This is a genomic window from Pseudorhodoferax sp. Leaf267, from assembly GCF_001422405.1.
Lineage (GTDB): Bacteria > Pseudomonadota > Gammaproteobacteria > Burkholderiales > Burkholderiaceae_C > Pseudorhodoferax.
Map to the genome: position 1 here is coordinate 367,757 of NZ_LMMV01000022.1, position 25,482 is coordinate 393,238.

Genomic DNA, 25,482 nt, shown 5'->3' on the forward strand with positions numbered 1-25,482 from the left:
GCCGTCGTGGCGACCAGGCGCACGCTCGACGAGCCGGCCTATGTGCTGCACCGCTACGACTGGAGCGAGTCCAGCCTGATCCTGGACGTGTTCACGCGCCGCTACGGCCGCGTGGCGTTGGTGGCCAAGGGCGCCAAGCGGCCCAGCTCCAATTTCCGCCCCGTGCTGCTGCCGTTGCAGGCGCTGCGCGTGAGCTTCGGCGGCGACGCCGAGATCCGCACGCTCAAGGGCGCGGAGTGGGGCGGCGGCCATGTGATGCCGACCGGCGATGCGCTGCTGTCGGGGTACTACCTGAACGAGCTGTTGCTGCGCCTGCTGGCGCGCGACGACGCGCATCCCGAGCTGTTCGACGCCTATGGCCAGGCCGTGGAACTGCTGGCCTCCGAGCACGGCGAGGTGCTGCAGGCCGCGTTGCGCAGCTTCGAGCTGCTGCTGCTGCGCGAGACCGGCGTGCTGCCGGTGCTGGACCTGCAGACCCAGACGCTGGCCCCGCTGGACGACGCCACACCGTACACGCTGGTGCCAGAGGGCGGCCTGCGCGAAAGCCACGATGACGACCGCGCCTGGCTGCTGGGCCGCCAGTGGGGTGCGCTGCAGGAGGCCCTGCAGGACAGCGCGCCTTTCCACGCCACGCTGCAGGCCTGCGCCCACGACGCGGCGGCGCTCAAGCCCCAGCTGCGCAGCCTGCTGCACTACCATTGCGGCGGTGCCATGCTGCACACCCGGCAGCTCATGATGGACCTGCAAGCCCTATGAACACTCCCCCTTCGCGCACGGCGCTGTCCGTCAACGTCAACAAGGTCGCGCTGGTGCGCAACACGCGCCACCTGGGCATCCCCAGCGTGCTGCGCGCCGCCGAGCTGTGCCTGGCCGCCGGCGCCCATGGCATCACCGTGCACCCCCGGCCGGACGCACGCCACATTCGCACCGACGACGTGCACGCGCTGGCGGCGCTGATGCAGGCCTGGCCCGAGCGTGAATACAACATCGAAGGCAACCCGTTCCAGAACCTGATGGACTTCGTACGCCAGGTGCGGCCCACGCAGTGCACCTTCGTGCCCGACAGCGAAGAACAGTTCACGAGCGACCACGGCTGGAACCTGGCGCAGGACGGCGAGCGCCTGCGCCCGCTGATCGCCGAAGCCCGGGCGCTGGGCGTGCGCGTGAGCCTGTTCATGGACCCGGATGCGTCCGCCATGGCCGCCGCCCGCGACCTCGGGGCTGACCGCGTGGAGCTCTACACCGAGCCCTACGCCGCCGCGTTCGGTCGGCCCCAGGGTGCCAGCGTGCTGCAGGCCTTCGCGCAGGCCTCCCGCGCCGGGGCCGCGGCCGGCCTGGGCGTGAACGCGGGCCACGACCTGAACCGCGACAACCTCACCGCCTTCCTCGCGGCCTGCCCCGACGTGCAGGAGGTCTCCATCGGCCACGCCCTGGTCGCCGACGCGCTCGAGCTGGGCTACGAGGCCACCGTCAAGGCCTACCTGGCCTGCATTGCCGACGCGGCTGGGCGCTGATGGTCTACGGGATCGGCACAGACATCTGCGACGTGCGGCGCATCCGCACCAGCGTCGAACGCCATGGCGAGCGCTTTGCCGAGAAAGTGCTGTCGGACGCCGAGCTGGCGGTCTACCGCCGCCGCGGCGAGCGCTGGCCCGACCGCGGGCTGCGTTTTCTGGCCACGCGCTTCTCGGCCAAGGAGGCCTTCAGCAAGGCCATCGGCATGGGCATGCGCATGCCCATGACCTGGCGCGCCTGCGAGATCGCCAACCTGGCGAGCGGCCAGCCCGTCATCGTGCTGCACGGCGAACTGAAAGCCTGGTTCGAAGCCAAGGGCCTGCGCGCGCACGTGACCGTGACCGACGAGACCGACTACGCCGCCAGCTTCGTGATCGTCGAAACCCTTGAACCTAGATCCGGCAGTTGACCGCTTCGTTTGATTCGAAGACCCGCATGCCTATTGGCCATTTCTCTTCCGAATGCGCTCGCCTTCCCGGTGAGCGCGCTATGCACCCGATGGCACCGCGCTCGACGCGCCATGCGGCGTTGCTCGTCCTTGCGCACAGTAGTGCGCTGCGTCCTCACGCTTTGCCTGGCACGCCGATCACGGCACCCTCGAGCGCATCCAACTGCCGGATCTAGGTTCTGACCCCATGCACCAGCACGCCCCCCTGATCATCGACATCGCCGGCCTGGAATTGACTGCCGACGACCGCCACCGCCTGCGCCACCCACTGGTCGGTGGCCTGATCCTGTTCGCCCGCAACTGGCAGGACCGTGCCCAGCTCACGGCGCTGTGCCGCGCCGTGAAGAAGCTGCGTCCCGACCTCTTGATCTGCGTGGACCACGAGGGCGGCCGCGTGCAGCGCTTCAGGACGGACGGCTTCACGCACCTGCCGACCATGCGTGCACTGGGCCGGATGTGGCTGCAGGGCCAGAGCAAGACCCCGGGCGAGGCCGCCATGCAGGCCATGGGCGCGGCCACGGCCTGCGGCTATGTGCTGGGCGCCGAACTGCGCGCCTGCGGCGTGGACTTCAGCTTCACACCCGTGCTGGACCTGGACCATGGCGAGAGCGGCGTGATCGGCGATCGCGCCTTCGCGCGCGACCCGCGCGTGGTGACGGTGCTGGCACGCTGCCTGATGCAGGGCCTGCTGCAGGCCGGCATGGGGAACTGCGGCAAGCACTTCCCCGGCCACGGCTTCGTACGCGCCGACTCGCACACCGACATGCCGGTCGACCGCCGCAGCCTCAAGGCCATCCTGGCCGACGACGCCCAACCCTACCGCTGGCTCGACACGGTGCTGACGGCCGTGATGCCGGCCCACGTGGTCTACCCCAAGGTCGACAGCCGGCCGGCCGGCTTCTCGCAACGCTGGCTGCAGGAGATCCTGCGCGGGCAGCTGGGCTTCGACGGTGCGATCTTCAGCGACGACCTGAGCATGGCCGGTGCGCGCGTGATCGACGGCCAGGCCGTGGGCTACGCCGAGGCTGCGCTCGCCGCGTTGCAGGCCGGCTGTGACCTGGCGCTGCTGTGCAACCAGTCGCTGGACGGCGGCGCTGCACTCGATGAGCTCGTCGATGGCTTGGCACAAGCGCAGATCGAGGGCCGCTGGCAGCCCCGCGAGGCATCCGAGGCGCGCCGGCAGGCCCTGCTGCCTGCCACGCCGGCATTGGAATGGGATGCGCTGATGACCGCGCCCGCCTACATGCAGGCGCTGTGGAAGCTGCCCTGAACTGAATCAGCCGCCGAAGCGCGCCTGCGCCGCATAGGCCAGCCCCGCGGCCACGCCGCCGAACAGATCGCCCTCGACCAGCGGAACGCCAGGAAAGCCGTCCCGCACCACCTGCTGGAAGGTGCGCAGCGCGGACGATCCGCCCGTCAGGTAGATGGCGTCCAGTTGCGCCGGTGCCAGGCCCGCAGCGCTGACGCAATCGCGCGCGCAGTCCAACACACGCTGCAGCGCATCGGCCAGCTCCTGCGCCAGTTGCGCAGGCGTCAGCGGGATCTGCATGGCGGGATCGACGAACGACAGATCGAGGACGCTGTCTGCGTTGCGCACCGACACATCGATCTTGCCCTGCTCCACGACCTGGGCGATGTGGTGGCCCTGGCCCTCGGCCAGCACGCGCATGAGCCGGTCGTGCAGTTGCGTGTCGCTGTAGTTCACGCGCAGGCCGCGCGCGTCGCGTTGGGCCTTGGGCGATGACAGCCAATGGATCAGGTGCCAGGACGACAGCTCGAAGAACACCTTGCTCGGCACCTCGCGGCCGTCGGGCCCCCGGTGGCGCAGGCCCAGCGCCGTCATCACGCGGGCCAGGTTCAGGCGCTGGTCGAAGTCCGTGCCGCCGATGTGCACGCCACGCGTGGCAAGCACGTCGCGCGTGCGGTCGGCGCCCACGTCGTGCCCGGGGGCGAGCCGCACGACCGTGAAGTCCGACGTGCCGCCGCCGATGTCGGCCACCAGTACCAGCGACTCTCTCGCGATGCGGCGTTCGTAGTCGAAAGCTGCGGCGATGGGCTCGAACTGGAACGCGATCTCGGTGAAGCCGGCCGTGGACGCGGCTGCACGCAGGCTGTCTTCGGCCAGTCGGTCGCGCGCCGCGTCGTCGTCGACGAAGTGCACGGGCCGGCCCAGCACCACACGGCGCGGTCGCGCGCCCAGCAGCGCTTGCGCGCGCCGGGCCACCTCGTCCAGGAAGATCGCCACGACGTCCTGGAAGCGCACGAGCTGGTCGCCGATGGCCGTGGTCTCCTGCATCAGCGTGCTGCCCAGCACGCTCTTGAGCGAGCGCATGAGCCGGCCCTCGACGCCGGCCAGGTACAGCGCCATGGCTTCGCGGCCGAAGTGCGTGCTGTGGTCTTCGGTATTGAAGAACACGGCGGTCGGCAGTGTCGTGGCGTCGCCTTCCAGCGGCAGCGCCCGTGCCAGGCCATCGGCCGCGACCCAGGCCGCCGCGGAATTGGAGGTGCCGAAATCGATGCCGAGCGCCGGCGCGGTCTGGCCCACGGCGTCAGAGCCCCAGGATCGACGGGGCTGACGCTTCCGGCGCGCGCCAGCGGCGCAGTGCCTTCTGGAAGAACAGGCTGTTGGGCACCTGCAGCAGCGCGCCCTGGTGCTCGGGCGTCACGTCTTCCAGGGTGGTGTAGACCAGCCGGATGTCGACCACCCGGCCCTTCAGGCCGGGCTTGTCGCCCGAGTCGATCAGCTCCACGACATCGTGCAGCCAGAACGGCCGCGTGCTGAAGATCAGCACCGCGCAGAACAGGTTGGACAGCACGCTCCAGCCCGCGAAGAAGGCCACGGCGGCCACCGTCACGAAGCCCGTGAAGCCGGTCCACAGCACGGTCGCCGAGACGCCCAGGCGCTCCATCACCAGCAGCAGCGCCGCGCCGTAGATGATCCAGCGCAGGCCGTTGCGCACCGGGCGCACCAGGTCCATGGGCAGCTGGTAGCGCTCGGCCGTGCGCCCCAGCACGCGGCGCACCAGCTGCAGCAGCAGCCAGGCGACGAGCACGATGCCCAGGATCTGCAGGCCGGGCACGAGGATCTCGATCCACTCGTGCGTCCAGGCGGGCAGGTAGGCGCGTAGCGTCACGCGTTCAGATCTCTCGACGCAGCGCGGGGAACAGGATCACGTCGCGGATGCTGGGCGCGTCGGTCAACAGCATCATCAGGCGGTCGACGCCGATGCCGCAGCCACCCGTGGGCGGCATGCCGTACTCGAGTGCGCGCACGAAGTCGTGGTCGTAGTACATCGCCTCGTCGTCCCCGCTGTCCTTGGCCGCCACCTGGGCCTGGAAGCGGGCGGCCTGTTCCTCCGCGTCGTTGAGTTCGGAAAAGCCGTTGCCGAACTCGCGGCCGGTGATGTAGAGCTCGAAGCGCTCGGTCACTTCGGGCCGCTCGTCGTTGGCGCGCGCCAGCGGCGAGATCTCGGTCGGGTGCTCCATGATGAACGTGGGCTGCCAGAGCTTCTCTTCGACGGTCTCCTCGAAGTACAGCACCTGCAGGCTGGCCAGGCTGCGCGTGGACAAACGGTTCTTTTCTTCCGACAGGCCCAGCTTGCGCAGCGCGGCGATCAGCCAGCCCGTGTCGTCCACATGGTCGCCGGCCTCGGTGTGGGCCAGGATGGCCTCGCGGATCGTGAGGCGCGCGAAGGGCTGCGTGAGGTCCACGGGCTTGCCGCCATACGTCAGCTGCTGGCCGCCGGCCACGGTCTGCGCGGCGTGGCGCACCAGCGCCTCGGTGAAGTCCATCAGGTCGCGGTAGTTCCAGTAGGCCGCGTAGAACTCCATCATCGTGAACTCGGGGTTGTGCCGGACCGAGATGCCTTCGTTGCGGAAGTTGCGGTTGATCTCGAACACGCGGTCGAAGCCGCCGACCACCAGGCGCTTCAAGTACAGCTCGGGCGCGATGCGCAGGAACATCTCCTGGTCCAGCGCGTTGTGGTGCGTCTTGAACGGCTTGGCGTTGGCGCCGCCGGGGATGGGGTGCAGCATCGGCGTCTCGACCTCCAGGAAGCCGTGCTCGACCATGAAGCCGCGAATCGCCGACACGCCCTGGCTGCGCGCCATGAAGCGCTGGCGCGCCTCGGCGTCGGTGATCAGGTCCACATAGCGCTGGCGGTACTTCTGCTCCTGGTCGGTCATGCCGTGGAACTTGTCGGGCAGCGGCCGCAGCGACTTGGTGAGCAGGCGCACGCTGGTGGCCTTGACCGACAGCTCGCCGGTCTTGGTGCGGAACAGGGTGCCCTCGCAGCCGACGATGTCGCCCAGGTCCCAGTGCTTGAATGAGGCCAGCACCTCGGGGCCCACGGCGTCCTGCGTGATGTAGAGCTGGATGCGGCCGCTGGCATCCTGCAGCGTGGCGAAGCAGGCCTTGCCCATCACGCGCTTGAGCATCATGCGGCCGGCCACGACGGCGCGCACGGCCCGGGTTTCCAGTTCCTCGTTGGCCACGCCCTCATGCGCGGAATGCAGCGCAGCGGCCTTGTCCTGGGGCTTGAAGTCGTTCGGGAAGGCGACGCCCTGGCCCTGGCGCTGCTGCTCGCGCAGGGCCTTGAGCTTCTCGCGCCGCTCGGCGATCAGCTGGTTGTCGTCGAGGGGAGCGGGCGAAGGGGTGGGTTCGGACATGAAGCAATGGCAATGGGCGCGCGGGCGGGCTGCCTGCGGCGAACCGCGCATTTTAGAAGGCTCAGTGCGCGACGCCCTCGCGCGCCAGCACCTTGTGCGCCGTGCGCCACAGGATGCGCAGGTCCAGCGCCAGGCTGCGGTGCTGCAGGTACCAATGGTCCAGCGCCACCTTGGCCGGGATCGGCAGCTCGTCGCGGCCGTTGACCTGGGCCCAGCCGGTCAGGCCGGGCAGCAGCGCGTCCACACCATGCTGCGTGCGCAGCGCGATCAGGTCGTCCTGGTTGAACAGGGCCGGGCGCGGGCCGACGAAGCTCATGTCGCCCTTGAGGATGCTCCACAGCTGCGGCAACTCGTCCAGGCTGCTGCGGCGCAGGAAGCTGCCGATGGGCGTCAGGTACTGCGCCGGTTGGTCCAGCAGATGCGTGGCCACGGCCGGCGTGTCGGTGCGCATGCTGCGGAACTTGGGCATGCGGAAGATCCTGTTGTGCCGGCCGACGCGGTCGGACCAGTAAAGCGCCGGGCCGGGCGAGGTCAGGCGCACCAGCGTGGCGACGGCCAGCAGCGGCATGGCCAGCAGCGCCAGCAATGCCAGCGCCAGTGTGAGGTCAAGCAGGCGCTTCATGGCGCCATGCCCTGCGCGGCGCGGCGCAGGCCTTCGTCCACGCTGACCGGGGGCTGCCAGCCCAGCAGCGTGCGGGTTTTGGTGATGTCGACCTGCAGGTTGCCGCACAGGCGTTCGGCGGCAGCGCGGCGGCCCAGCAGCGCCGCGCTGGCCTCCAGCAGCGGCACAGGCAAGGGCCATAGCCGCGCCGGCTTGCCCATGGCGCGGCCCATGCGGCGCAGCAGGTCTGGCGTGGAGAGGTCTTCGCCATCGCTGACCAGAAAGGTCTGGTTCGCCGCGGCCGGATGCTCCAGGCACAGCAGCAGCAGGTCGACCAGGTTGTCGATGCCGACCAGGCTGCGGCGGTTGTGGATGCTTCCCAGCGGCAACGGCCAGCCGCGCGCGACGGCGCGCATCAGGGCGGCGAAGTTGGCTTTGACGCCGGGGCCGTAGACCAGGGGGGGGCGGATGATGACGACCTGCATGCCGGTGGTCTCGGCGACTTCGCGCAAGCCTTGCTCAGCCTCGGCCTTGCTGGTAGCATAGTGGTCTACCGGCTGTGGCGAGATGTCCGCGGTGAAGGCTTGGCCCGGCGCGCTGGCCTCACCATGGACCTTGATCGTGCTCACAAACACGAAGCGCTGCACACCGGAGGCGGCGGCCTGCCGAGCCAACTGCAGGGCGCCGGCCGTGTTGGCCGCGCGGAACGCTGCCAGCGGCGATGCGGAGTCATCTTGCATGACATGCACACGTGCCGCCAGGTGGAGCACGGCGTCGCAGCCGCGCAGTGCGGCCGAGACATTGGCCTGCGCGTTCAGCGCCCACGCCACCTCGCGTGTGTGGGCTGGCAATGGCCGACCCCAGGGCCGGCGCAGCGCCAGGTGCATGGGTTGATGGCGCGCAGCCAGTGCCCGCACCGCGGCCTGCCCCACGAAGCCGTGGCCACCGGTGACGAAATAGCGCATCGTGGAATGGTCTGGCATGAAGGGGTGCGGCGCACAGCGCGCACAATGGTAGAGCACTGGTTTGTCGGCGCGATGGTGCGTGCGGCGCCGTGACCGCCCCGATGCCCAAACTGCTGTATTTCATCTCCGAGGACTGGTTCTTCTGCTCGCATTTTCTGGACCGCGCCAAGGCCGCTCAGCAGGCTGGCTACGAGGTCGTGGTGTTGACGCGCTTGCGCGAGCATGAGGGCCTGCTGCGCAACGCGGGATTTCGATTGATCCAGCTGCACATGGAACGCGGCGGCACGAACCCACTGCGCGAACTCGGGGTGTTGCGCCAGGTTTGGCGCGTCTACCGGGCAGAGCGGCCCGACCTGGTGCACCACATCGCGTTGAAGCCTATCCTGTACGGCAGCCTAGTGGCCCGCTGGCTCGGGTCACGTGCCGTTGTCAATGCGCCGGTTGGCATGGGCTATGTGTTCACCGCGCAGGGAAGCCGTGGCCGCTTGCTGCGTGCGCTGGTGCGGCGCGCGCTGCAGGCGCTGCTGAACCCGCCGGGTAGCAAGGTGGTGTTCGAGAACGAAGAAGACCTGGCTGCCAGCGTCCGTTCTGGCAGCGTGGGCCAGCCGGACGCGGTGCTGATTCGCGGTGCCGGCGTCGATACCGAAGTCTTCGCCCCGGTGGCACCGCCCGCTGGCACGCCCATCGTCGTGCTCGCGGCGCGCATGCTGCGTGACAAGGGCGTCGTGGAGTTCGTGGAAGCTGCCGGGTTGCTGCGAGCGCGTGGCATCGATGTGTGCTGCTGGCTGGTCGGCGCGCCCGACCCGGCGAACCCCTCGTCGTTGACGACTACGCAGTTGCAGGCCTGGCAGCGCGAGGGTGTGGTGAGGTGGTGCGGGCATCGCGATCGGATGGAGCAGGTGCTGAGCCAATGCCACATTGCATGCCTGCCGTCGTACCGGGAGGGCCTGCCCAAGTTCCTGCTGGAGGCCATGGCCTGCGGCCTGCCTGTGGTGGCCACAGACGTGACGGGCTGCCGCGAAGCGGTGGAACGCGACCGCACGGGCTTGCTGGTGCCGCCGCGCGACGCGCATTCCCTGGCCGAGGCCATCCAGACGCTGGTGCAGAGCCCATCGCTGCGCGCCAGCCTGGGTGCCGAGGCGCGCACGCGCGTGCTGGCGCGGTTTGCTCGTACGCGCATCGTGGGCGAGACGCTGGACCTGTATGCCCAAATGCTGGCAACCGGCCGCCGGGCTGCCGACGCGACGCGGGCATGCTGACGGCTGTCCAGTCGGCCTCGGCGATGCACATGGCCAGCAGCGTGCTGCAGCGGCTGAGCGCCTTGGCACTCACGGTGATGATCGGCCAGGGTCACTCGCTGGAACGCATGGGCGAGTGGTTCATCGCGCAGACGCTGGCGCTGGCGGTCCAAGGGCCCGTGGGCATGGCGCTGGCGCAGCACCTGATCGCCGACGGCAGTGCGCCAGACGCGCCGCGGCGCCGCCATTTCCTGGAGGCCGTGAAGCTCGCCACGATGGCCACCGCACTGGCGTTCGGCCTCGTGCACCTGCTGCTTGCCAGCGGGGCGCTGCCGGCGGCCTGGGTGGTGCTCGGCCCGGGGGCGCTGGCCAGCGTGTGGCTCTATGCCACGGGCGGCGCGGTCTACCTGCTGGTCTCGGCATGGTTGTTGGTCGAGGGCGATGCTGCGCGGCTGCGGCGCCTCGTGGCGGTGGGCATGGCGGCCGTCGCGCTGCCCGCGCCGTTCGTGTGCGGCCCGCATCTGTGGGCCGGGGTCGCCATCGCGGGCGCGGTGCTGGGTGCCGGGGCTATGCTGTCCGCCGGACTGTCCGGCGCCGATCTGCGAGCCGCCTGGCAAGCCCGCATGGGCGCGGTGTTCGGGCGTGTCTTGCCATTGGCGCTCGGCAATGCGATGGTGAATCCCGCCCTGTTCGTTTCGGTTTATGTAGTGGGCGTGCTCGGTGGCGCATCGGCCGCCGCCGTGTACGGCATCGGCAATCAGGTCCGCAACTTGCTCATGCTGCCGGCGTCCCTGGTTCTGCCCCTGCATCTGCGGGCCCGCGCAGGCGGGCGCCGGTCGCGGGCGGCCCCGGTCACCTTGTGGTGCGCCGCGTTGGTGCTGCTGCCCTGCATGGCGTGGCCGGGCCTCGTGTTCCGCATTTTCAGTGCGCAGGCGACCACTCCCGAGATCGACAGCGTGGTGCGCCTTGCACTGGCCTCCGTGCCCCTGGCACTGCTGGCCGCGTTTGCGGGCCAGACGCTGATCGCGAAGGGGCGCCGCTGGAGTTCGCCCCTGCTCAACGCGTGGTGGTGCGCGAGCCTGCTGCTGGCATATGTCGCATTGCCGCTGGTCGATTCGGCCGCCGTCAGAATGTCCGCGGCGCAGGTGCTCGCGTATGCCGCGCTGGCCGGCTTGGTTGCTGGCCTGCTCCGGCATGGCACGCGAACATGAACATAGCCTTCATCTGCAATGAATATCCACCCGCCCAAGGTGGCGGCATCGGGCCGGCGGTGCGCGCGCTAGCCAGGGGCCTGGTTGCGGCCGGGCATGTGGCGATCGTGGTGGGCTTATATGAGCACGAGGCGGTCGAAGAAGACGAAGGCGTGATCGTCTACCGCCTCGCCTTTCCGATGGGTGCCGCCATTCGCCGCGTCTTGTTGGCGCGGCGGTTCCTGCATGCGCGCTTGGCAGCCCTGTGCCGGCGCCATGCGATCGACGCGGTCGAGTGGCCAGACTTTCAAGGTCTGTTCCATGTGCCGACGCCCGGGGCGACCGACATCGTGAAGCTGCATGGCACCACTCTGAGCCACCGCGTGCATGGCCTGATCAAGACTCACTGGATCGCGCAGCCCAGCTGGGAACATTTCGAACGCCGGACCTTGCACCGGATTCCGTTCTGGGTCGGCGTGTCGCGCACCTTCCTGGAGGAATGGAAGGCGTACTTCCCGTGGGTGCCGCAAGTTGAAGGCGTGGTCCACAACCCTGTGGATTCGCGGTTATTCGCGCCACCGCCCGCATCGGAGGCGCGGCAGCGCCAGGTGTTCTTCAGCGGCGCCTTCCGGGAGCGCAAGGGCATTCGCACACTGGTGCAGGGTGCGCACCTGGCCATGCAGCGGGGCGTGGATTTCCGCCTCGTGCTGATGGGCTACGAGGCCGAGTACACCCAAGCCCAGCTGCGTGCCTTGGCACCAGGGGCCGGACACAGGCTGGCGTTCGTTCCGTTCGGGTCGCAGCGGGAAGTGGCCCGGTACATGCGCGCGAGCGCCGTGTTTGCCATGCCTAGCCACTACGAATCCTGCGGCAATGGCTGGCTGGAGGCGGCCATGTGTGGCACGCCTGCCATCGGATCGACGGCCGCGTGCGGGCCCGAGATCGTGCGCCACGGCGTCGACGGGCTCAACGTTGCGCCTGGCGACGCGCGGGCCACGTCGGACGCCATCGAGACGCTGCTGTGCGACGCTGGCCGTTGGCACGGCATGTCGCAGGCCGCCCAAACCGATGCGCCCCATCGGTTCGGCGTGGCAGCCTGCGTGCAGGCCAGCCTCAACTTCTATGCGCGGTGCCGGGATGCCGACCGGCAACGTGCCTGATGCAGATCTGCGACGAGGAGGCAAGAGCGTGCTGTTCACCGTTTTGATGTGCGCGCACCGCGACGATGACTTTGTGATGCCGGCCGTGCAGAGCGTGCTGCAACAGACGGACGCGAACTTCGAGTTGCTGATCGTGCTCAACGGCTGCCCCGATAGCCTGCCTGCGCGGCTGCAAGCGCTCGGCGATCCGCGCATCGTGCTGCACCGCACGGCGATTCGGCAGCTCGGCTTCAATCTGAATGTGGGGGCGCAACTGGCGCGCGGGCAGTATTTGGTGCGCTTCGACGCAGACGATCTCTGTCACCCGGAACGTCTACAGCGAACGCGGGAAATTCTCGCGCAGCACCCGGACGCCGATCTCGTGGCCGGTTCCTGCAGACGTATCTCGGTGACGGGCGAGGTCATCGGCCATCTGGACGTCGGTGGGGACTGGCGACGCGCCTTGAACTGGAAGAACCCGTTCGTGCACCCGGCGGTCGCGATCCGGCGGGATTGCCTGCTGCGCATGCGTGGGTACGCCGGCGGCCTGCACAGTGAAGACTACGAACTGTGGCTGCGCATGGCGGAGGAACCGGACATTCGTGTGGTGACCTCCTCGTTCCCGATGATCGACTACCGCACATCGCCGCAGCAGGCCAGCGGCACCGTGCGGGGCTATGCCGAAGTGGCCGGCTACATGTGGACCAGCTTCCTGGCGCGGCCCAGGCCGGGCCGGTTGCTGGGCGTCATGGTCGCCGCGGGCAAGGTGGTCCGGGCCTGGCTGCGATGAAGTCGCTATCGATAATCCACCGGCGCTCCGTCTCGAGGACCCCGGGCCGCGCACCGTACACCAGGAGAATGTTCTGGGTCAGGGCAGCGGTCTCTCCGCAGAACCCGCGAACCCTGGCACCAGCTCCTGCAGTAGCGTGAGCATCCTGGCACTCGCTCCATGCCGCGCAGCGTCCGTCAGTGCCTGCAGAGGGGCCTTCAGCGCTGGCCAGGTCAGGTGCTCTTCCCGCGCGCGCAGGATGCGCGGATGCTCGGTGGGCTCCGGGTTATCGCCAATCAGCAGTTCCTCGTACAGTTTCTCGCCAGGGCGCAGCCCGGTGATGGTGATGGCGATCTCCCCGTCCGGATGCGCCGCATCGCGCACGGTCAGGCCGGACAGATCGACCATGCGCAGCGCCAGGTCCAGGATCCTCACGGGCTGGCCCATCTCCAGCACGAACACATCACCACCACGCGCCATGGCGCCGGCCTGCAGCACCAGCTGTGCGGCCTCGGTGATGGTCATGAAGTAGCGCGTCACCTCGGCGTGTGTCACGGTGAGGGGCCCGCCTGCCGCCAGCTGCCGCCGGAACAGCGGCACCACGCTGCCGCTGGAGCCCAGCACATTGCCGAAGCGCACCATCGAGAACTGCGTGGCGTTGTCCAGTACCACGGCGCCGGCATCGGCCAGCGGGTCGAACGCGACCACGGGGCTGGCCGCCAGCGCCTGCAGGATCAGCTCGGCCACGCGCTTGCTGGCGCCCATCACGTTGGTCGGCCGCACGGCCTTGTCGGTGGAGACCAGCACGAAATGCGCGGCGCCGCTGGCCATGGCGGCACGCGCCAGGTTCAGCGTGCCCAGCACGTTGTTCATCACGCCTTCGGCCGCGTTGTCTTCCACCAGCGGCACATGCTTGTAGGCGGCGGCATGGTAGATCGTGCTGGGGCGCCAGGTGCGGCACAGCGTGGCGAGCCGCGCGTAGTGCACCACGCTGCCCAGCACGGGCACCAGCGCGACCTGCCGACCCTGCATCTGGCACAGGGCGCGCAGCTCCTCGTGGATGCTGTAGAGCGCGAATTCGCTGTGGTCCAGCAGCACCAGGGTCTGCGGCTGCTCGCGCACGATCTGTCGGCACAGCTCGCTGCCGATGCTGCCGCCCGCGCCCGTCACCAGCACCGTGCGCCCGGCCAGGTTGCGCGCCAGCAGCTCGGGCCGGGGCGGTACGGGTTCGCGGCCCAGCAGGTCTTCGATGTCCAGCTCGCGGATGTCCTGCACGCTGACGCGGCCGCTGGCCAGGTCGGACAGGCCAGGCAGGGTGCGCACGCGGGCGCCCAGGGGCTGCAGCCGCTGGATGATCTGGTTGCGCCGCTCGCGCGTGGCGCTGGGCAGGGCGAGCAGGATGTCGGTGATGCGCAGGCGTGGCACCAGGGCGGCGAGTTCGCGCGGCGCGTAGACCTTGGTGCCGTTGATGCTGCGGCCGGCCTTGCCCGGGTCGTCGTCGACGAAGCCCAGCAAGGCATAGGGCTGGCGCGCGCTGGCCAGCGCGGCGGCTGTCTGGGCACCGGCCGTGCCGGCGCCATAGATCAACAGGCGCATGTTGCTGCGGTGGCCGCGGCGCGCCAGGCCGTCGAGCCACGAGCGTGCCGTGGCGCGGCTCGTGACCACCAGCATCAGGAAGATCAGCGGCTGCAGGATGCCCAGGCTGCGCGGCACGACCGACAGGCCGGCCTTTTGCATGACGAACAGCGCCGCCAGCAGCATCAGCCCATACACCGCCGTGGCCCGGGCCGTCGTGCTCAGCGCCGCCAGGCCGGTGTAGCGAAAGATCGCGCGGTACAGGCCGAAGCGCACAAACACCGGGACCGAGAGCAGCGGCCCGATGGCGTAGATGGCCCATTGCGCGTCCTGCGGCCAGTGCAGCTGGTCCAGGCGCAGCGTGAAGGCCAGCCACATGGCGGCCAGCGACAGCAGCACGTCGATGACGACCACGACCAGGCGCTTGACGGAGCGCGGCCAGGCGAGGATGTTGGGTGTGGCGCGGGGGACGTGCATCGGCGCCGGGACTTCAGCCGGCGGTGCCGTCGATGGAGTGCTGGGCCAGCAGGTCGCCGACCAGCTCCAGCCGGACCAGCGGGTTGTCCAGCTCCATCATCTGCTGCTTGAGCGGCAGCGGCAGGGGCAGCAGCTCGCACCAGCGGTTGGCCAGCCAGCCGCAGTCGTCGCGCTGCCAGGGCTTGGCCACGGGCCATTGCGCCTCGGGCAGGCCTTGCTCGGCGAAGCCCTGCAGCAGATGCTCCAGCGCGTCGCCGACATGCTGCAGGTCCTCGGGGATCGCCACCGCCTGGTCGCCCGGCAGCAGCTCGGTGTCGGCGGTCCACAGGCCGTGCGGCAGCTGGCGGTGGTCCTGGATGCGAAAGCGTTGCGCGCCCTCGCAGGCAATGGTCAGCAGGCCGGGCTGCGTGGCCTCGTACTGCACGATGCGGGCCAGCGTGCCCACGGCGTGGAACTTCTCGACCGCCGCACCGGCCCGGCGCACCTCGCGGCCCTGCTGCAGCGCCACCACGCCGAACGGCGTGCCATTGCGGTGGCACTGGCCGATCATGTCCAGGTAGCGGACCTCGAAGATGCGCAGCGGCAGCAGGCCGCCCGGGTATAGCACGGTGGACAGTGGGAACAGCGGCAGGGGCGGGCGGGTCAAGACGTTCGATCTGGGGGGTGGGCCAGCCGCTATCATCCCATGCCCTTTCCGACCGCTCGCATGCTGTACCAAATCGTCGCTCTTTTGCTGGAAGTTGCAGCCGGTCTGCTGGGCAGCGCCTGCCTGTTGCGCCTGTACATGCAACAGCAGCGCATTCCCTTTGGCAACCCCATCGGCAACCTCGTGTTCGCACTCACGGACTGGCTGGTGTTGCCGCTGCGCAAAGTGATCCCGCCCGTCGGCCGCTGGGACCTGGCCAGCCTGGTCGGCACCTTGCTGCTGAAACTGGCGCAATACGGCATCTTGTGGCTGATGACCGGCGGCGCCCTGATCGGGGTGCCCGTCATGGCCGTGTTCGGTGTGATCGGCCTTGTGATCTACGGGCTGACGGCGCTGGTGATCGTCTACGCCATCCTGTCCTGGGTGCAGGCGCGGTCGCCGCTGGCCGATGTGCTGAACCGCCTGGTGGCGCCGGTGCTGCGGCCGCTGCGCCGCATCGTGCCCATGGTGGGCGGTATGGACCTCACGCCGCTGGTGCTGCTGGTGCTGCTGCAGATCGCCGGCATCGTGCTGCAGCACGCCTTGCGCGGCGTGCTGGGCGGCATGGTGCTCTAGCTCACTGCGTCGGCCGGCTGGCGCTGCAGCATGGCAAGCGTGCTGGCGATGGTGCGGCGCAGGTCCTTGCGGTTGCAGATCAGGTCGATCGCGCCTTTTTGCTGCAGGAACTCGGCGCGCTGGAAGCCCTCGGGCAGCGTCACGCGCACGGTGGACTCGATGACGCGCGGGCCGGCGAAGCCGATCAGCGCCTTGGGCTCGGCGATCACCACATCACCCACGAACGCGAAGCCCGCGCTCACGCCGCCCATGGTCGGGTCGGTCAGCACGCTGATGTAGGGCAGGCCCTTCTTGGCCAGGCGCGTCAGGGAGGCATTGGTCTTGGCCATCTGCATTAGGCTCAGCAGGCCTTCCTGCATGCGCGCACCGCCCGTGGCCGTGAAGCAGATGAAGGGCACCTTCTGCTCGATGGCCGCGTGCACGCCACGCACGAAGCGCTCGCCGACCACGCTGCCCATGCTGCCGCCCATGAATTCGAACTCGAAGCAGGCGACGACGACATTGAGCCCGTGCACGGCGCCGCCCATGACCACCAGTGCGTCGGTCTCGTTGGTGTTCTCCAGCGCTTCCTTGAGCCGCTCGGGGTACTTGCGGCTGTCCTTGAACTTCAGCGGGTCGACCGGGATGACTTCCTGGCCGATCTCGTAGCGGCCCTCCGGGTCCAGGAAGCCGTCGAGCCGGGCCCGCGCGCCGATGCGGTGGTGGTGGCCGCAGGTCGGGCAGACGTTCAGGTTCTTCTCGAGATCGGTCTTGTAGAGCACGGTCTCGCAGCTGGGGCATTTGATCCAGAGCCCCTCGGGCACCTGCCGGCGGTCGGCCGGGTCGCTGGGCTGGATCTTGGCGGGGAGCAGTTTTTCGAGCCAGGACATGGGTGTTGCAACTCCAAGAGGTCTGGGGGGTGGCGATTATGCGCCGAGGGCCTGGCGGATCTCCCGCAGGAAGGATGCGGCCACGGGGGCCACCTGGTCGCGTGGCTGGTCTTCGATCAGCTGGATGATCCGGCTGCCGATGACCACCGCGTCGGCGACCCGGCCCACGGCCTGGGCCGAGGCCGCGTCGCGGATGCCGAAGCCCACGCCCACGGGCAGGCTCACGTGCGCGCGGATGCGCGGCAGCATGGCCTCGACGGCGGCCGTGTCCAGCGTGCCGGCGCCGGTCACGCCCTTGAGCGACACGTAGTAGACGTAGCCGCTGGCGACCTTGGCCACCTGGCGCATGCGTTCCTCGGTGGAGGTGGGTGCCAGCAGGAAGATCAGGTCCATGCCGTTCTCGCGCAGCTTGGCCGCGAATTCCACGCATTCCTCGGGCGGGTAGTCCACGACGAGCACGCCGTCCACACCGGCCGCAGCCGCGTCGCGCACGAAGCTGTGTTCGCCATGGCGCTGGTCATAGCGCTCGACCGGGTTGGCATAGCCCATCAGCACGACCGGGGTCTGGCTGTCGCGGCTGCGGAAGGCCTTCACCATCTCCAGCACCTGGGCCGTGCCGACGCCCATGGCCAGGGCCTTGTCGCCCGCTTTCTGGATCACCGGGCCGTCAGCCATCGGGTCGGAAAAGGGCACGCCGAGCTCGATCACGTCGGCGCCGGCCTCCACCATGGCGTGCATGAGTTCTGGCGTGACGTCGGCGTAAGGGAAGCCGGCGGTCACGTATGGGATCAGCGCCTTGCGGTTCGCGGCCTTGAGCTTGTCAAAGGTGGTGGCGATGCGGTTCATGCCCGGCCCCCTTTCACGGCGTGGCCGCGCATGGATGGTCGGTCATAGAAATCCTCGCCCGACAGATCGGCCACGGTGCCGATGTCCTTGTCGCCACGGCCCGAGAGGTTCACCAGGATGCTCTGGTCCGGCCGCATGGTCGGCGCCAGCTTGCGCGCGTAAGCAAACGCGTGAGCTGATTCGAGCGCGGGGATGATGCCCTCGGTGCGGCACAGGTAGTGGAACGCATCCAGCGCCTCGGCGTCGGTGGCACCCACGTATTCGGCGCGGCCGATGTCCTTGAGGAATGCATGCTCGGGGCCGACGCCGGGGTAGTCCAGCCCGGCGCTGATGCTGTGCGTCTCCGTCACCTGGCCGTTCTCGTCCTGCAGCAGGTAGGTGCGGTTGCCATGCAGCACGCCGGCACTGCCGCGCTGCAGCGAGGCAGCGTGCTTGCCGCTCTCCAGGCCCTCGCCCGTGGCTTCCACGCCGAACAGCCGAGTGCCCGCGTGCTTGATGTAGGGGTAGAAGATGCCGATGGCATTGCTGCCGCCGCCCACGCAGGCCAGCACGGCATCGGGCTGCTCGCTCTTGCAGCCCGCCGCGGCCAGCATCTCGGGCATCTGCACCAGGCATTCGTTGCCGATCACGCTCTGGAAGTCACGCACCATCATGGGGTAGGGGTGCGGCCCGGCCACGGTGCCGATGATGTAGAAGGTGTTGTCCACGTTGGCCACCCAGTCGCGCATGGCCTCGTTCAGTGCGTCCTTCAGCGTCTTGCTGCCGCTTTCCACGGGCACCACGGTGGCGCCCAGCAGCTTCATGCGGAACACGTTGGGGCTCTGGCGCTTGACGTCCTCGCTGCCCATGTAGACCACGCATTCCAGGCCGTAGCGGGCGCAGATGGTGGCCGTGGCCACACCGTGCTGGCCGGCGCCGGTCTCCGCGATGATGCGTGGCTTGCCCATGCGCTTGGCCAACATGGCCTGGCCGATCACGTTGTTGATCTTGTGCGCGCCGGTGTGGTTGAGGTCTTCGCGCTTGAGGAAGATCTGCGCGCCGCCATGCTCCTGGCTGCTGCGCGCGGCGTGGTAGATCGGCGAGGGCCGGCCAACGAAGTGGGCCAGTTCGCTCTCGAACTCGGCGATGAACGCCGGGTCGTGCTGGTAGCGCGCGTAAGCGTGCTTCAGCTCTTCGATCGCATGGGTGAGCGTCTCGGAGACGAAGCTGCCGCCGTAGATGCCGAAATGGCCTGAAGCGTCAGGCTGCTGATAAAGGGTGGACATGTTGAATCTTTGCAAGGTGTTCGTCGGCGGCACGCACGGCCGCCACGAAGCGATTGATCTTGTCGGCGTCCTTGATCCCCTTGGAGACCTCGACGCCGGAGCTCACATCAACGGCCAGCGACAGGGCGCGCGGCCGCACTTGCAAGATGCCATCGGTCACGTTTGCAGGCGTGAGTCCACCACTCAAGACGAGGTGAGAGTCGACGTTTGGTGGAAGCAGTGACCAATTGAATGCCTTGCCGCCGCCGCCGTATCCCTCGACATGGGCGTCGAGCAGGATGGCTTGGGCTTGGGAGAAGTCGGCGGCGAATCTTACCAAGTCGAATTCGGCCGCGGGCGCGAGGGGGATGCGCGCGGCGCGCAGGAAGGGCCGGGCCGGGTGCGTCGTCGCAGCGAGGCACTGCGCGGGCGTCTCGTCGCCGTGGAACTGCACGATGGCGCCTGGCACCTGGTCGCAGGCTGCGATGACGTCTTCGGTGGTGGCATTCACGAAGAGCAGGACTGGCGTGACGAAGGGCGGCAGGCGGCGGGCCAGCGCGGCGGCGCGCTGCGGCGTCACGTAGCGCGGGCTCTTGGCGTACAGCACGAAGCCGACCGCATCGGCGCCCGCGCCTACGGCGGCGTCCAGGTCCTGCTCGCGGGTGATGCCGCAGATCTTGATGCGCGTTCGTAGAGCAGTGTTCATGGCAGCCAATCATAGGCAGCCGTGCGGTCGGGCAGGCCCCAGTGGTCTTCGTAGCGCGGCCCCAGGAAGTACAGCCCGTCGGGCGAGAAGGTCGGCGCGGCCACCTTGCGGTCGCGCGCGGCCAGCACCTCGGCCATCCAGGACGCGGGCTGATCGCCCCGCCCGACCACCAGCAGGCAACCCATGAGGTTGCGGATCATGTGGTGCAGGAAGGCATTGGCCTCGAACTCGAAGCGCCAGTAGGCGCCGCGACGGTGGATGTCCACGCGGTGCAAGGTCTTGACGGGGCTCTTGGCCTGGCATTGCGCGGCACGGAACGATGTGAAGTCGTGCTCGCCCAACACCAGCTGCGCGGCGGCCAGCATCGCCGCCTCGTCCAGCGGGCGGAACGCCCAGCCGGTGCGCCCGCGCTCCACGCTGGGCCGGACCGGCGATTCCAGCAGCACGTAGGCATAGCGCCGGGCGATGGCACTGCCGCGTGCGTGGAATTGGTCGGGAACGGGGCAGGCCCATTGCACGGCGATGTCGCCGGGCAGGTGGGCGTTCGTACCCCGCACCCAGGCTGTGGCTTCACGCGCACGCGCCGTATCGAAGTGCACGACCTGCATCAGCCCGTGGACGCCGGCGTCCGTGCGGCCGGCACAGATGGTGGACACGCGCTCCTGGGCGAGCAGGCCCAGTGCCGCTTCGAGCTTGTCCTGCACGGTCTTGCCCGAGGCCTGGCTCTGCCAGCCCTCGTACGCCTGGCCGGCATAGCTGACTCCTAGTGCCCAACGCACCTGTGCTCCTTGTGCGACGACGCGGTCCGTGGGGGCGTTCAGCCCAGCGTGTCCAGAAAGCGCTGCGCCTGGGCCCGCAACGGGCCGGTGGCCTCGGCCAGCACTTCTTCGGTCAAGGCGCGCGCCCCATCCACGTCGCCGATGGCATGGAACTCCTCGGCCAGCGCCAGCTTGGTCGCCAACGGGTCATCGCCGGACGCTTCGGCGGCCGGCGCCGCGGGTGCGTCGGCCGTGCCGTCGTCGCCGAGGTCCAGGTTCAGGGAGCCGAGATCGAAGCCCGGTGGCTCGGGCGCCGGGTTGGCCGGGGCTGCGCCCTGCGCTGCGGGCCTGGCCTGCGGGTCCAGCTCCAGGTCTAGGTCGAGTGCGTCGACGTCGACGTCGGTGCCGGCAAGATCGGCATCCAGGTCTGCGTCATCGAGGTCCGCACGCGCCTGTGGGGTGGACGGCATAGGCGTGCCGGCCACGGGCGGCTTGTCGATGTCGAAATCCAGGTTCAGGTCCAGGTCGAAGTCGGGGTCGTCCTGCGTGGTGGCTGGCGCTGCCGGGGGCTGGGGCGCTGCGTCTGCAGGCGTAGTCTGCGCGCGAGCCACCGCAGCACCTGCCAGGCCTGCGCCCACGAGGGCGGCCGTGCCGGCCGGCGACGGATCGGACGGCGCGGCCCACAGCGGGTCGCCGGGCACCAGCGCTTCGCCCAGAGTGGCGATCTGGGCCCACTGCGGACCGGCGCCGGCTGTGACGGCATGCGCCTGCGCGGCCACGGCCAGGAAGGCGGTGCTGTCGCGGCGCTTGGCATGGATCTCGGCCAGCTTCGCGTGGATGGCAACGCGCGTGGGGTCGGTGCGCAGCGCCTCGTTCAGGATCTCTTCGGCCTGCAGGTCGCGCCCATACGCCAGGTAGACGTCAGCCTCGGCGATCGGGTCCACATCGCCTGCGGCATCGAGCGGGCCAGACGCATGGGCTGCCAGCGCACTGGCCGGGGTCAGTGCGTCGGCCGTGTCGACGCGCTGGCCGCCGCTGCTGCCGAAAAACGAGTCGGGTTGCGAACGATTGGTCAGGATGGCGTCGTCGGCCTCGGCCCTGCGGCGTTGGCGTGCGCGGTACAGGCCGAGCGCCGCCAGCAGCGCGAGCAAGATTGCGGCGGCCGCCAGCACCGTGCGGTTGGCCAGCAGAGCGCCGAGCCAGGTCGCGGGTTGGTCCGCTGGACGCGGGGCATCGGTCACGACTGCATCGGCGGACGCCGGCGCGGTCGGTGCGCTGGCCGTTGCCGTGGGCGGCGGTGCGGCAGGCGCGGGGCTGCTGGCGGGCTCGGCGGCCGATGCCGTGTTCGCGGGCGGCGGGCTGGCGCCCGGCGCCGAGGCCGGCACGGCCACGCCCAGGCGGTTCAGGTCGCTGATGTTGCGCGACAGTTCGGCCACACGTTCGTCGGCCTGCGCAGTGGCCTTCTCGCGCGCGATGCGCTCCTCGGTCGCGCGGGCCTGCAGGCCACCCTTGGACAGCGTCAGCTTGTCCGGGGCGCCGGCGGCGGCGCGGTTCTCGTCCACCTGGGTCTGGACCCGTCCGCTGGCCGAGCGGTCGGCGCCCTCGGTCTGCACCGGGGGCACATTGGCGGCCAGCCGGCCGCGGAACGCATTGAAGTCACGGCTCTGTGCAGTGACCAGGCGCGAGGCCTCGGGCGCCGGCACGCTGGCCGCCTGCTCGGGCGTCGGCATGCTCAGCACGGAGCCGGAGCGCAGGCGGTTGACGTTGCCCTGGATGAAGGCGTCCGGATTGCTGCGCAGCATCGCGACCAGCATCTGGTCCAGCGAAATGCTGGGGGCTTTGTTGGCGGCGGCGATGCGGCCGGCCGTGTCGCCCGGCCGCACGGTGACCGGCCCCGTGCCAGCGGGCGCAATCGCAGTGGGGCGTGCGGGTGCTGCGGCGGGCGTGGCCGGCCGCGCCGGAGCGGGCGCAGGCGCCGCGGCGGCCGGCGGTGGCGGAGCGGACGGCTGCGCTTGCGGCGCAGCAGCGGATGGCGCAGCCGCTGCGGGTGGTGGCGACACCTGCGGCGCGGTCGCCGTGGCCGCTGGCGCCTGGCGCTGGGCTGGCGGGTCGAGCAGGATGGTGTAGTCGCGTACGACGCGGCCCGAGGCCCAGTTCACCTGCAGGATCACATCGACGAAGGGCACGTTGGCCGGCTGCTCGCTGGTGAGGCGCAGCACCGGGCGTCCGTCTGCGCGCCGCTGCTGGGTGATGCGCACGCCTTGCAGCGCGCTGTTGTATTCCAGGCCCGAGGCGCGAAAGGCCTCAGGGGCCGCGATCGATGCCTGCAGCGTGGCCGATTCCTCGGCGCTGATGTCGGGCAGATCGATCTCGGCCAGCAGCGGTTCACCCAGGGCCGACAACACCGTGATGCGCCCCAGCGACAAGGCGTGGGCCGGTGGTGCCGACGCACACAGCACGGCCATGACTGCAGCGGCTACAGCCGTGGCCCTCCAACCCTGCAAAGCCTCCTTCACCAGTAGCGCGTCGGCGGCTCGTTCAACAGGGGTTCTGGGGTTCATCATGCAGCCGGGGAAAGATCCTCAATGTGGAAAAAGGACGGTAGCAGCAATGGCTTACGCTGACAAGCTGAGGCCAGGTGTAACTCCCGCACCCCCGTGGCGGGGATGGGCTGCCAAGTCCGCTGTTGCCCTTCGGCAATGCGCGGGCCACGCCCACCAGGGCGTGCGCGGCCCGGGTCGTGCTCAGCCTTGCAGCAGCACGCGCAGCGTACGGCGCAGCGGCTCGGCCGCGCCCCACAGCAGCTGGTCGCCGATCGTGAAGGCGCCGACGTATTCCGGCCCCATGGCCAGCTTGCGGATGCGGCCCACGGGGATCTGCAGCGTGCCGGTCACGGCCACGGGCGTCAGGCCCTTGAGCGTGTCCTCGCGCGTGTTCGGCACCACGCGCACCCAGTCGTTGTCCTGCGCCAGCATGGCTTCGATGTCGGCCAGCGGCACGTTCTTCTTGAGCTTGAACGTCAGCGCCTGGCTGTGGCAGCGCATGGCGCCCACGCGCACGCAGAAACCGTCGACGGGGATGCCGGGCGCGTCGAAGCCGGGGCCCTGGCCCAGGATCTTGTTGGTCTCGGCGCCGCCCTTCCACTCTTCCTTGGACATGCCCCATTCGGCATCATCTTGCGACTTGCCCAGGCCCAGGTCCTTGTCGATCCAGGGAATCAGGCTGCCGCCCAGCGGCACGCCGAAGTTGGCGGTTTCGTCCGCGCTGAGCGCCTTCTGCTTGGCCAGCACCTTGCGGTCGATCTCCAGGATGGCGGACTTCGGGTCGTCCAGCAGCGACTTGACCTCGCCGTACACGCTTCCGAACTGCGTCAGCAGCTCGCGCATGTGCTGGGCGCCGCCGCCGGACGCGGCCTGGTAGGTCATGGTCGACATCCACTCCACGAGGCCGGCCTTGTACAGCGCGCCCACGCCCATCAGCATGCAGCTCACCGTGCAGTTGCCGCCGATCCAGTTCTTGCCGCCCTTGGCCAGGGCGCGCTGCATGACGGGCAGGTTCACCGGGTCGAGCACGATGACGGCGTCGTCCTTCATGCGCAGCGTGGAGGCGGCGTCGATCCAGTGGCCGTTCCAGCCCGCGGCACGCAACTTGGGGAAGACTTCGCTGGTGTAGTCGCCGCCTTGCGCGGTGACGATGATGTCGCAGCGCTTCAGGGCCTCGATGTCGTAGGCATCCTTCAGCGTGGTTTCGTTCCTGGCCTGCGCCGGGGCCTTGCCGCCCGCGTTGGAGGTGGAGAAGAACACCGGCTCGATGAGCTCGAAATCGCCCTCGGCCTGCATGCGATCGATCAGCACCGAGCCGACCATGCCGCGCCAGCCGACGAGGCCGACCAGATTACCTACCTTCATCACATTGCCCTTTCAACGTAAAAAACAAACAGCGCTTTGCGGACTGCTCGCCTGGCTCGTCAGAGGCCAGGAAGGGCGCACGACGAACCAGGCTGGATCAGCCCTGAATGGTGGTCGTGGTTTTGGTGGTGGCGGCGCGCGCAACCACGCCGAGCGGCGTGGTGTGTGGGAAGCGGGGGCGGGCGGCCAACATGGGGCGCGATTGTAGCCAAGCTTTTCGCGCCTCGGCGAGCGTCAGGCCAGCGCGTTCAGCACCGCATCGCCCATCTCGCGCGTGCCGACCTTGGTCGTGCCTTCGCTGTAGATGTCCGGCGTGCGCAGGCCTTGCGCCAGCACCTTCTGCACTGCGGCCTCGATGCGATCGGCGGCCTCGGCCTGGTTCAGCGAGAAGCGCAGCATCATCGCGGCCGACAGGATGGTGGCCAGCGGGTTGGCCACGCCCTTGCCCGCGATGTCGGGCGCGCTGCCGTGGCTGGGCTCGTACAGGCCCTGGTTGCTGCTGTTCAGGCTGGCCGACGGCAGCATGCCGATGGAGCCGGTCAGCATGGCGGCGGCGTCGGACAGGATGTCGCCGAACATGTTGCCGGTCACGACCACGTCGAACTTCTTGGGCGCCTTCACGAGTTGCATGGCGGCGTTGTCCACGTACATGTGGTCCAGCGCCACGTCGGGGTATTCCTTGCCGATCTCGGTGACCACGTCCTTCCAGAGCTGGAAGGTCTCCAGCACGTTGGCCTTGTCCACGCTGGTCACGCGCTTGTCGCGCTTGCGGGCCGCCTCGAAGGCCACGCGGGCGATACGCTCGATCTCCGGGCGCGTGTAGCGCATGGTGTCGAAGGCTTCCTCGGCGCCCGGGAAGTGGCCGTCGGGCGACACGCGGCGGCCACGCGGCTGGCCGAAGTAGATGTCGCCGGTCAGCTCGCGGATGATGAGGATGTCCAGGCCCGCGACCAGCTCGGGCTTGAGGCTGGAGGCACCCACGAGCTGCTCGTAGCAGATGGCGGGCCGGAAGTTGGCGAACAGGCCCAGGTTCTTGCGCAGGCCCAGGATGGCCTGCTCTGGGCGCAGCGGGCGGTCCAGCGTGTCGTACTTCCAGTCGCCGACGGCGCCGAACAGCACGGCGTCGGCGTCCTTGGCGAGCTTGAGCGTGGCCTCGGGCAGCGGGTGGCCATGGGCGTCGTAGGCGGCGCCGCCGACCAGGGCAGATTCCAGCTCGAACTTGAGGTCCAGCGCCTTCAGCACGCGCACGGCCTGCTCGACGATTTCGGTACCGATGCCGTCACCCGGCAGAACTGCGATTTTCAT

General features: G+C 69.3%; 24 protein-coding genes. 9 read left to right on the forward strand and 15 right to left on the reverse strand.

Annotated elements, in window-relative coordinates:
* The first annotated feature begins 6 nt into the window (after positions 1-6).
* From recO to nagZ, 4 genes are all read left to right on the forward strand, one after another.
* Entirely contained in the window at positions 7-756 is a 750-nt protein-coding gene (recO, locus tag ASF43_RS21550; RefSeq protein ID WP_056185415.1) for a DNA repair protein RecO, read from the forward strand.
* Complete coding sequence (locus ASF43_RS21555) at positions 753-1,514, forward strand: pyridoxine 5'-phosphate synthase (protein ID WP_056185418.1); 762 nt, start codon at positions 753-755, stop codon at positions 1,512-1,514. The genes recO and ASF43_RS21555 overlap by 4 nt, the downstream gene beginning before the upstream one ends.
* A complete protein-coding gene (gene acpS / locus ASF43_RS21560) occupies positions 1,514-1,924 on the forward strand; it encodes a holo-ACP synthase (protein WP_056185420.1) in 411 nt (136 codons plus the stop codon). The genes ASF43_RS21555 and acpS overlap by 1 nt, the downstream gene beginning before the upstream one ends.
* Positions 1,925-2,150: 226 nt before the next feature.
* A complete protein-coding gene (gene nagZ / locus ASF43_RS21565) occupies positions 2,151-3,233 on the forward strand; it encodes a beta-N-acetylhexosaminidase (RefSeq protein WP_056185423.1) in 1,083 nt (360 codons plus the stop codon).
* A 6-nt stretch (positions 3,234-3,239) separates the two neighbouring features.
* On the opposite strand, the gene ASF43_RS21570 is transcribed toward nagZ, so the two are convergent.
* The 5 genes from ASF43_RS21570 to ASF43_RS21590 form a co-directional block, all read right to left on the reverse strand.
* Positions 3,240-4,508, reverse strand: a complete 1,269-nt coding sequence (locus ASF43_RS21570) for an Hsp70 family protein (RefSeq protein WP_056185426.1) — start codon at positions 4,506-4,508, stop codon at positions 3,240-3,242.
* 4 nt (positions 4,509-4,512) lie between these two features.
* On the reverse strand, positions 4,513-5,097 hold the full coding sequence (locus tag ASF43_RS21575; RefSeq protein ID WP_056185429.1) for a mechanosensitive ion channel family protein: 585 nt from the start codon (positions 5,095-5,097) through the stop codon (positions 4,513-4,515).
* Positions 5,098-5,101: 4 nt separating this feature from the next.
* Positions 5,102-6,631 carry a lysine--tRNA ligase gene (gene lysS / locus ASF43_RS21580; RefSeq protein WP_056185433.1) on the reverse strand — a complete coding sequence of 510 codons (1,530 nt, stop codon included), beginning with the start codon at positions 6,629-6,631 and terminating at the stop codon, positions 5,102-5,104.
* 61 nt (positions 6,632-6,692) lie between these two features.
* Positions 6,693-7,253: a sugar transferase gene (locus ASF43_RS21585; RefSeq protein ID WP_056185434.1), complete on the reverse strand. Its 561-nt coding sequence runs from the start codon at positions 7,251-7,253 to the stop codon at positions 6,693-6,695.
* On the reverse strand, positions 7,250-8,215 hold the full coding sequence (locus ASF43_RS21590) for an NAD-dependent epimerase/dehydratase family protein (protein WP_235578326.1): 966 nt from the start codon (positions 8,213-8,215) through the stop codon (positions 7,250-7,252). Before ASF43_RS21590 ends, ASF43_RS21585 begins: the two co-directional genes overlap by 4 nt.
* An 83-nt stretch (positions 8,216-8,298) precedes the next feature.
* Here ASF43_RS21590 and ASF43_RS21595 point away from each other — a divergent pair, with 83 nt between their 5' ends.
* From ASF43_RS21595 to ASF43_RS21610, 4 genes are read left to right on the forward strand one after another with little or no spacing between them, the layout of a single operon-like run.
* Positions 8,299-9,456 carry a glycosyltransferase family 4 protein gene (locus tag ASF43_RS21595; protein ID WP_056185440.1) on the forward strand — a complete coding sequence of 386 codons (1,158 nt, stop codon included), beginning with the start codon at positions 8,299-8,301 and terminating at the stop codon, positions 9,454-9,456.
* Entirely contained in the window at positions 9,450-10,646 is a 1,197-nt protein-coding gene (locus ASF43_RS21600) for a hypothetical protein (protein WP_056185445.1), read from the forward strand. Before ASF43_RS21595 ends, ASF43_RS21600 begins: the two co-directional genes overlap by 7 nt.
* Positions 10,643-11,785 carry a glycosyltransferase family 4 protein gene (locus tag ASF43_RS31275; RefSeq protein ID WP_056185447.1) on the forward strand — a complete coding sequence of 381 codons (1,143 nt, stop codon included), beginning with the start codon at positions 10,643-10,645 and terminating at the stop codon, positions 11,783-11,785. Before ASF43_RS21600 ends, ASF43_RS31275 begins: the two co-directional genes overlap by 4 nt.
* 28 nt (positions 11,786-11,813) lie before the next feature.
* Positions 11,814-12,554, forward strand: coding sequence for a glycosyltransferase family A protein (locus ASF43_RS21610; protein WP_056185450.1), 741 nt, complete (start codon positions 11,814-11,816; stop codon positions 12,552-12,554).
* A 78-nt stretch (positions 12,555-12,632) separates the two neighbouring features.
* On the opposite strand, the gene ASF43_RS21615 is transcribed toward ASF43_RS21610, so the two are convergent.
* Entirely contained in the window at positions 12,633-14,585 is a 1,953-nt protein-coding gene (locus tag ASF43_RS21615; protein WP_056185454.1) for a nucleoside-diphosphate sugar epimerase/dehydratase, read from the reverse strand.
* Positions 14,586-14,598: 13 nt separating this feature from the next.
* Positions 14,599-15,267, reverse strand: coding sequence for an LON peptidase substrate-binding domain-containing protein (locus ASF43_RS21620; RefSeq protein ID WP_056185456.1), 669 nt, complete (start codon positions 15,265-15,267; stop codon positions 14,599-14,601).
* A gap of 24 nt (positions 15,268-15,291) precedes the next feature.
* Between ASF43_RS21620 and ASF43_RS21625 the strand changes: the two genes are divergently transcribed.
* Positions 15,292-15,846: a YggT family protein gene (locus ASF43_RS21625; RefSeq protein WP_056185460.1), complete on the forward strand. Its 555-nt coding sequence runs from the start codon at positions 15,292-15,294 to the stop codon at positions 15,844-15,846.
* Here the strand turns inward: ASF43_RS21625 and accD are convergent.
* The 8 genes from accD to leuB form a co-directional block, all read right to left on the reverse strand.
* On the reverse strand, positions 15,843-16,715 hold the full coding sequence (gene accD, locus ASF43_RS21630) for an acetyl-CoA carboxylase, carboxyltransferase subunit beta (RefSeq protein ID WP_056185461.1): 873 nt from the start codon (positions 16,713-16,715) through the stop codon (positions 15,843-15,845). The two genes, ASF43_RS21625 and accD, sit on opposite strands and share 4 nt — an antisense overlap.
* A 36-nt stretch (positions 16,716-16,751) precedes the next feature.
* A complete protein-coding gene (gene trpA, locus ASF43_RS21635) occupies positions 16,752-17,561 on the reverse strand; it encodes a tryptophan synthase subunit alpha (protein WP_056185464.1) in 810 nt (269 codons plus the stop codon).
* Positions 17,558-18,826 (reverse strand): tryptophan synthase subunit beta, encoded by a 1,269-nt coding sequence (gene trpB / locus ASF43_RS21640; RefSeq protein WP_056185466.1) that lies wholly within the window; start codon positions 18,824-18,826, stop codon positions 17,558-17,560. The genes trpA and trpB overlap by 4 nt, the downstream gene beginning before the upstream one ends.
* Complete coding sequence (locus ASF43_RS21645; protein WP_056185468.1) at positions 18,801-19,511, reverse strand: phosphoribosylanthranilate isomerase; 711 nt, start codon at positions 19,509-19,511, stop codon at positions 18,801-18,803. Before ASF43_RS21645 ends, trpB begins: the two co-directional genes overlap by 26 nt.
* Entirely contained in the window at positions 19,508-20,290 is a 783-nt protein-coding gene (gene truA, locus ASF43_RS21650; RefSeq protein WP_056185472.1) for a tRNA pseudouridine(38-40) synthase TruA, read from the reverse strand. The genes ASF43_RS21645 and truA overlap by 4 nt, the downstream gene beginning before the upstream one ends.
* 38 nt (positions 20,291-20,328) lie before the next feature.
* On the reverse strand, positions 20,329-22,734 hold the full coding sequence (locus ASF43_RS21655; RefSeq protein ID WP_235578328.1) for a FimV/HubP family polar landmark protein: 2,406 nt from the start codon (positions 22,732-22,734) through the stop codon (positions 20,329-20,331).
* A gap of 279 nt (positions 22,735-23,013) precedes the next feature.
* Positions 23,014-24,177: an aspartate-semialdehyde dehydrogenase gene (gene asd, locus ASF43_RS21660; RefSeq protein WP_056185478.1), complete on the reverse strand. Its 1,164-nt coding sequence runs from the start codon at positions 24,175-24,177 to the stop codon at positions 23,014-23,016.
* A 234-nt stretch (positions 24,178-24,411) separates the two neighbouring features.
* Positions 24,412-25,482: a 3-isopropylmalate dehydrogenase gene (leuB, locus tag ASF43_RS21665; protein ID WP_056185480.1), complete on the reverse strand. Its 1,071-nt coding sequence runs from the start codon at positions 25,480-25,482 to the stop codon at positions 24,412-24,414.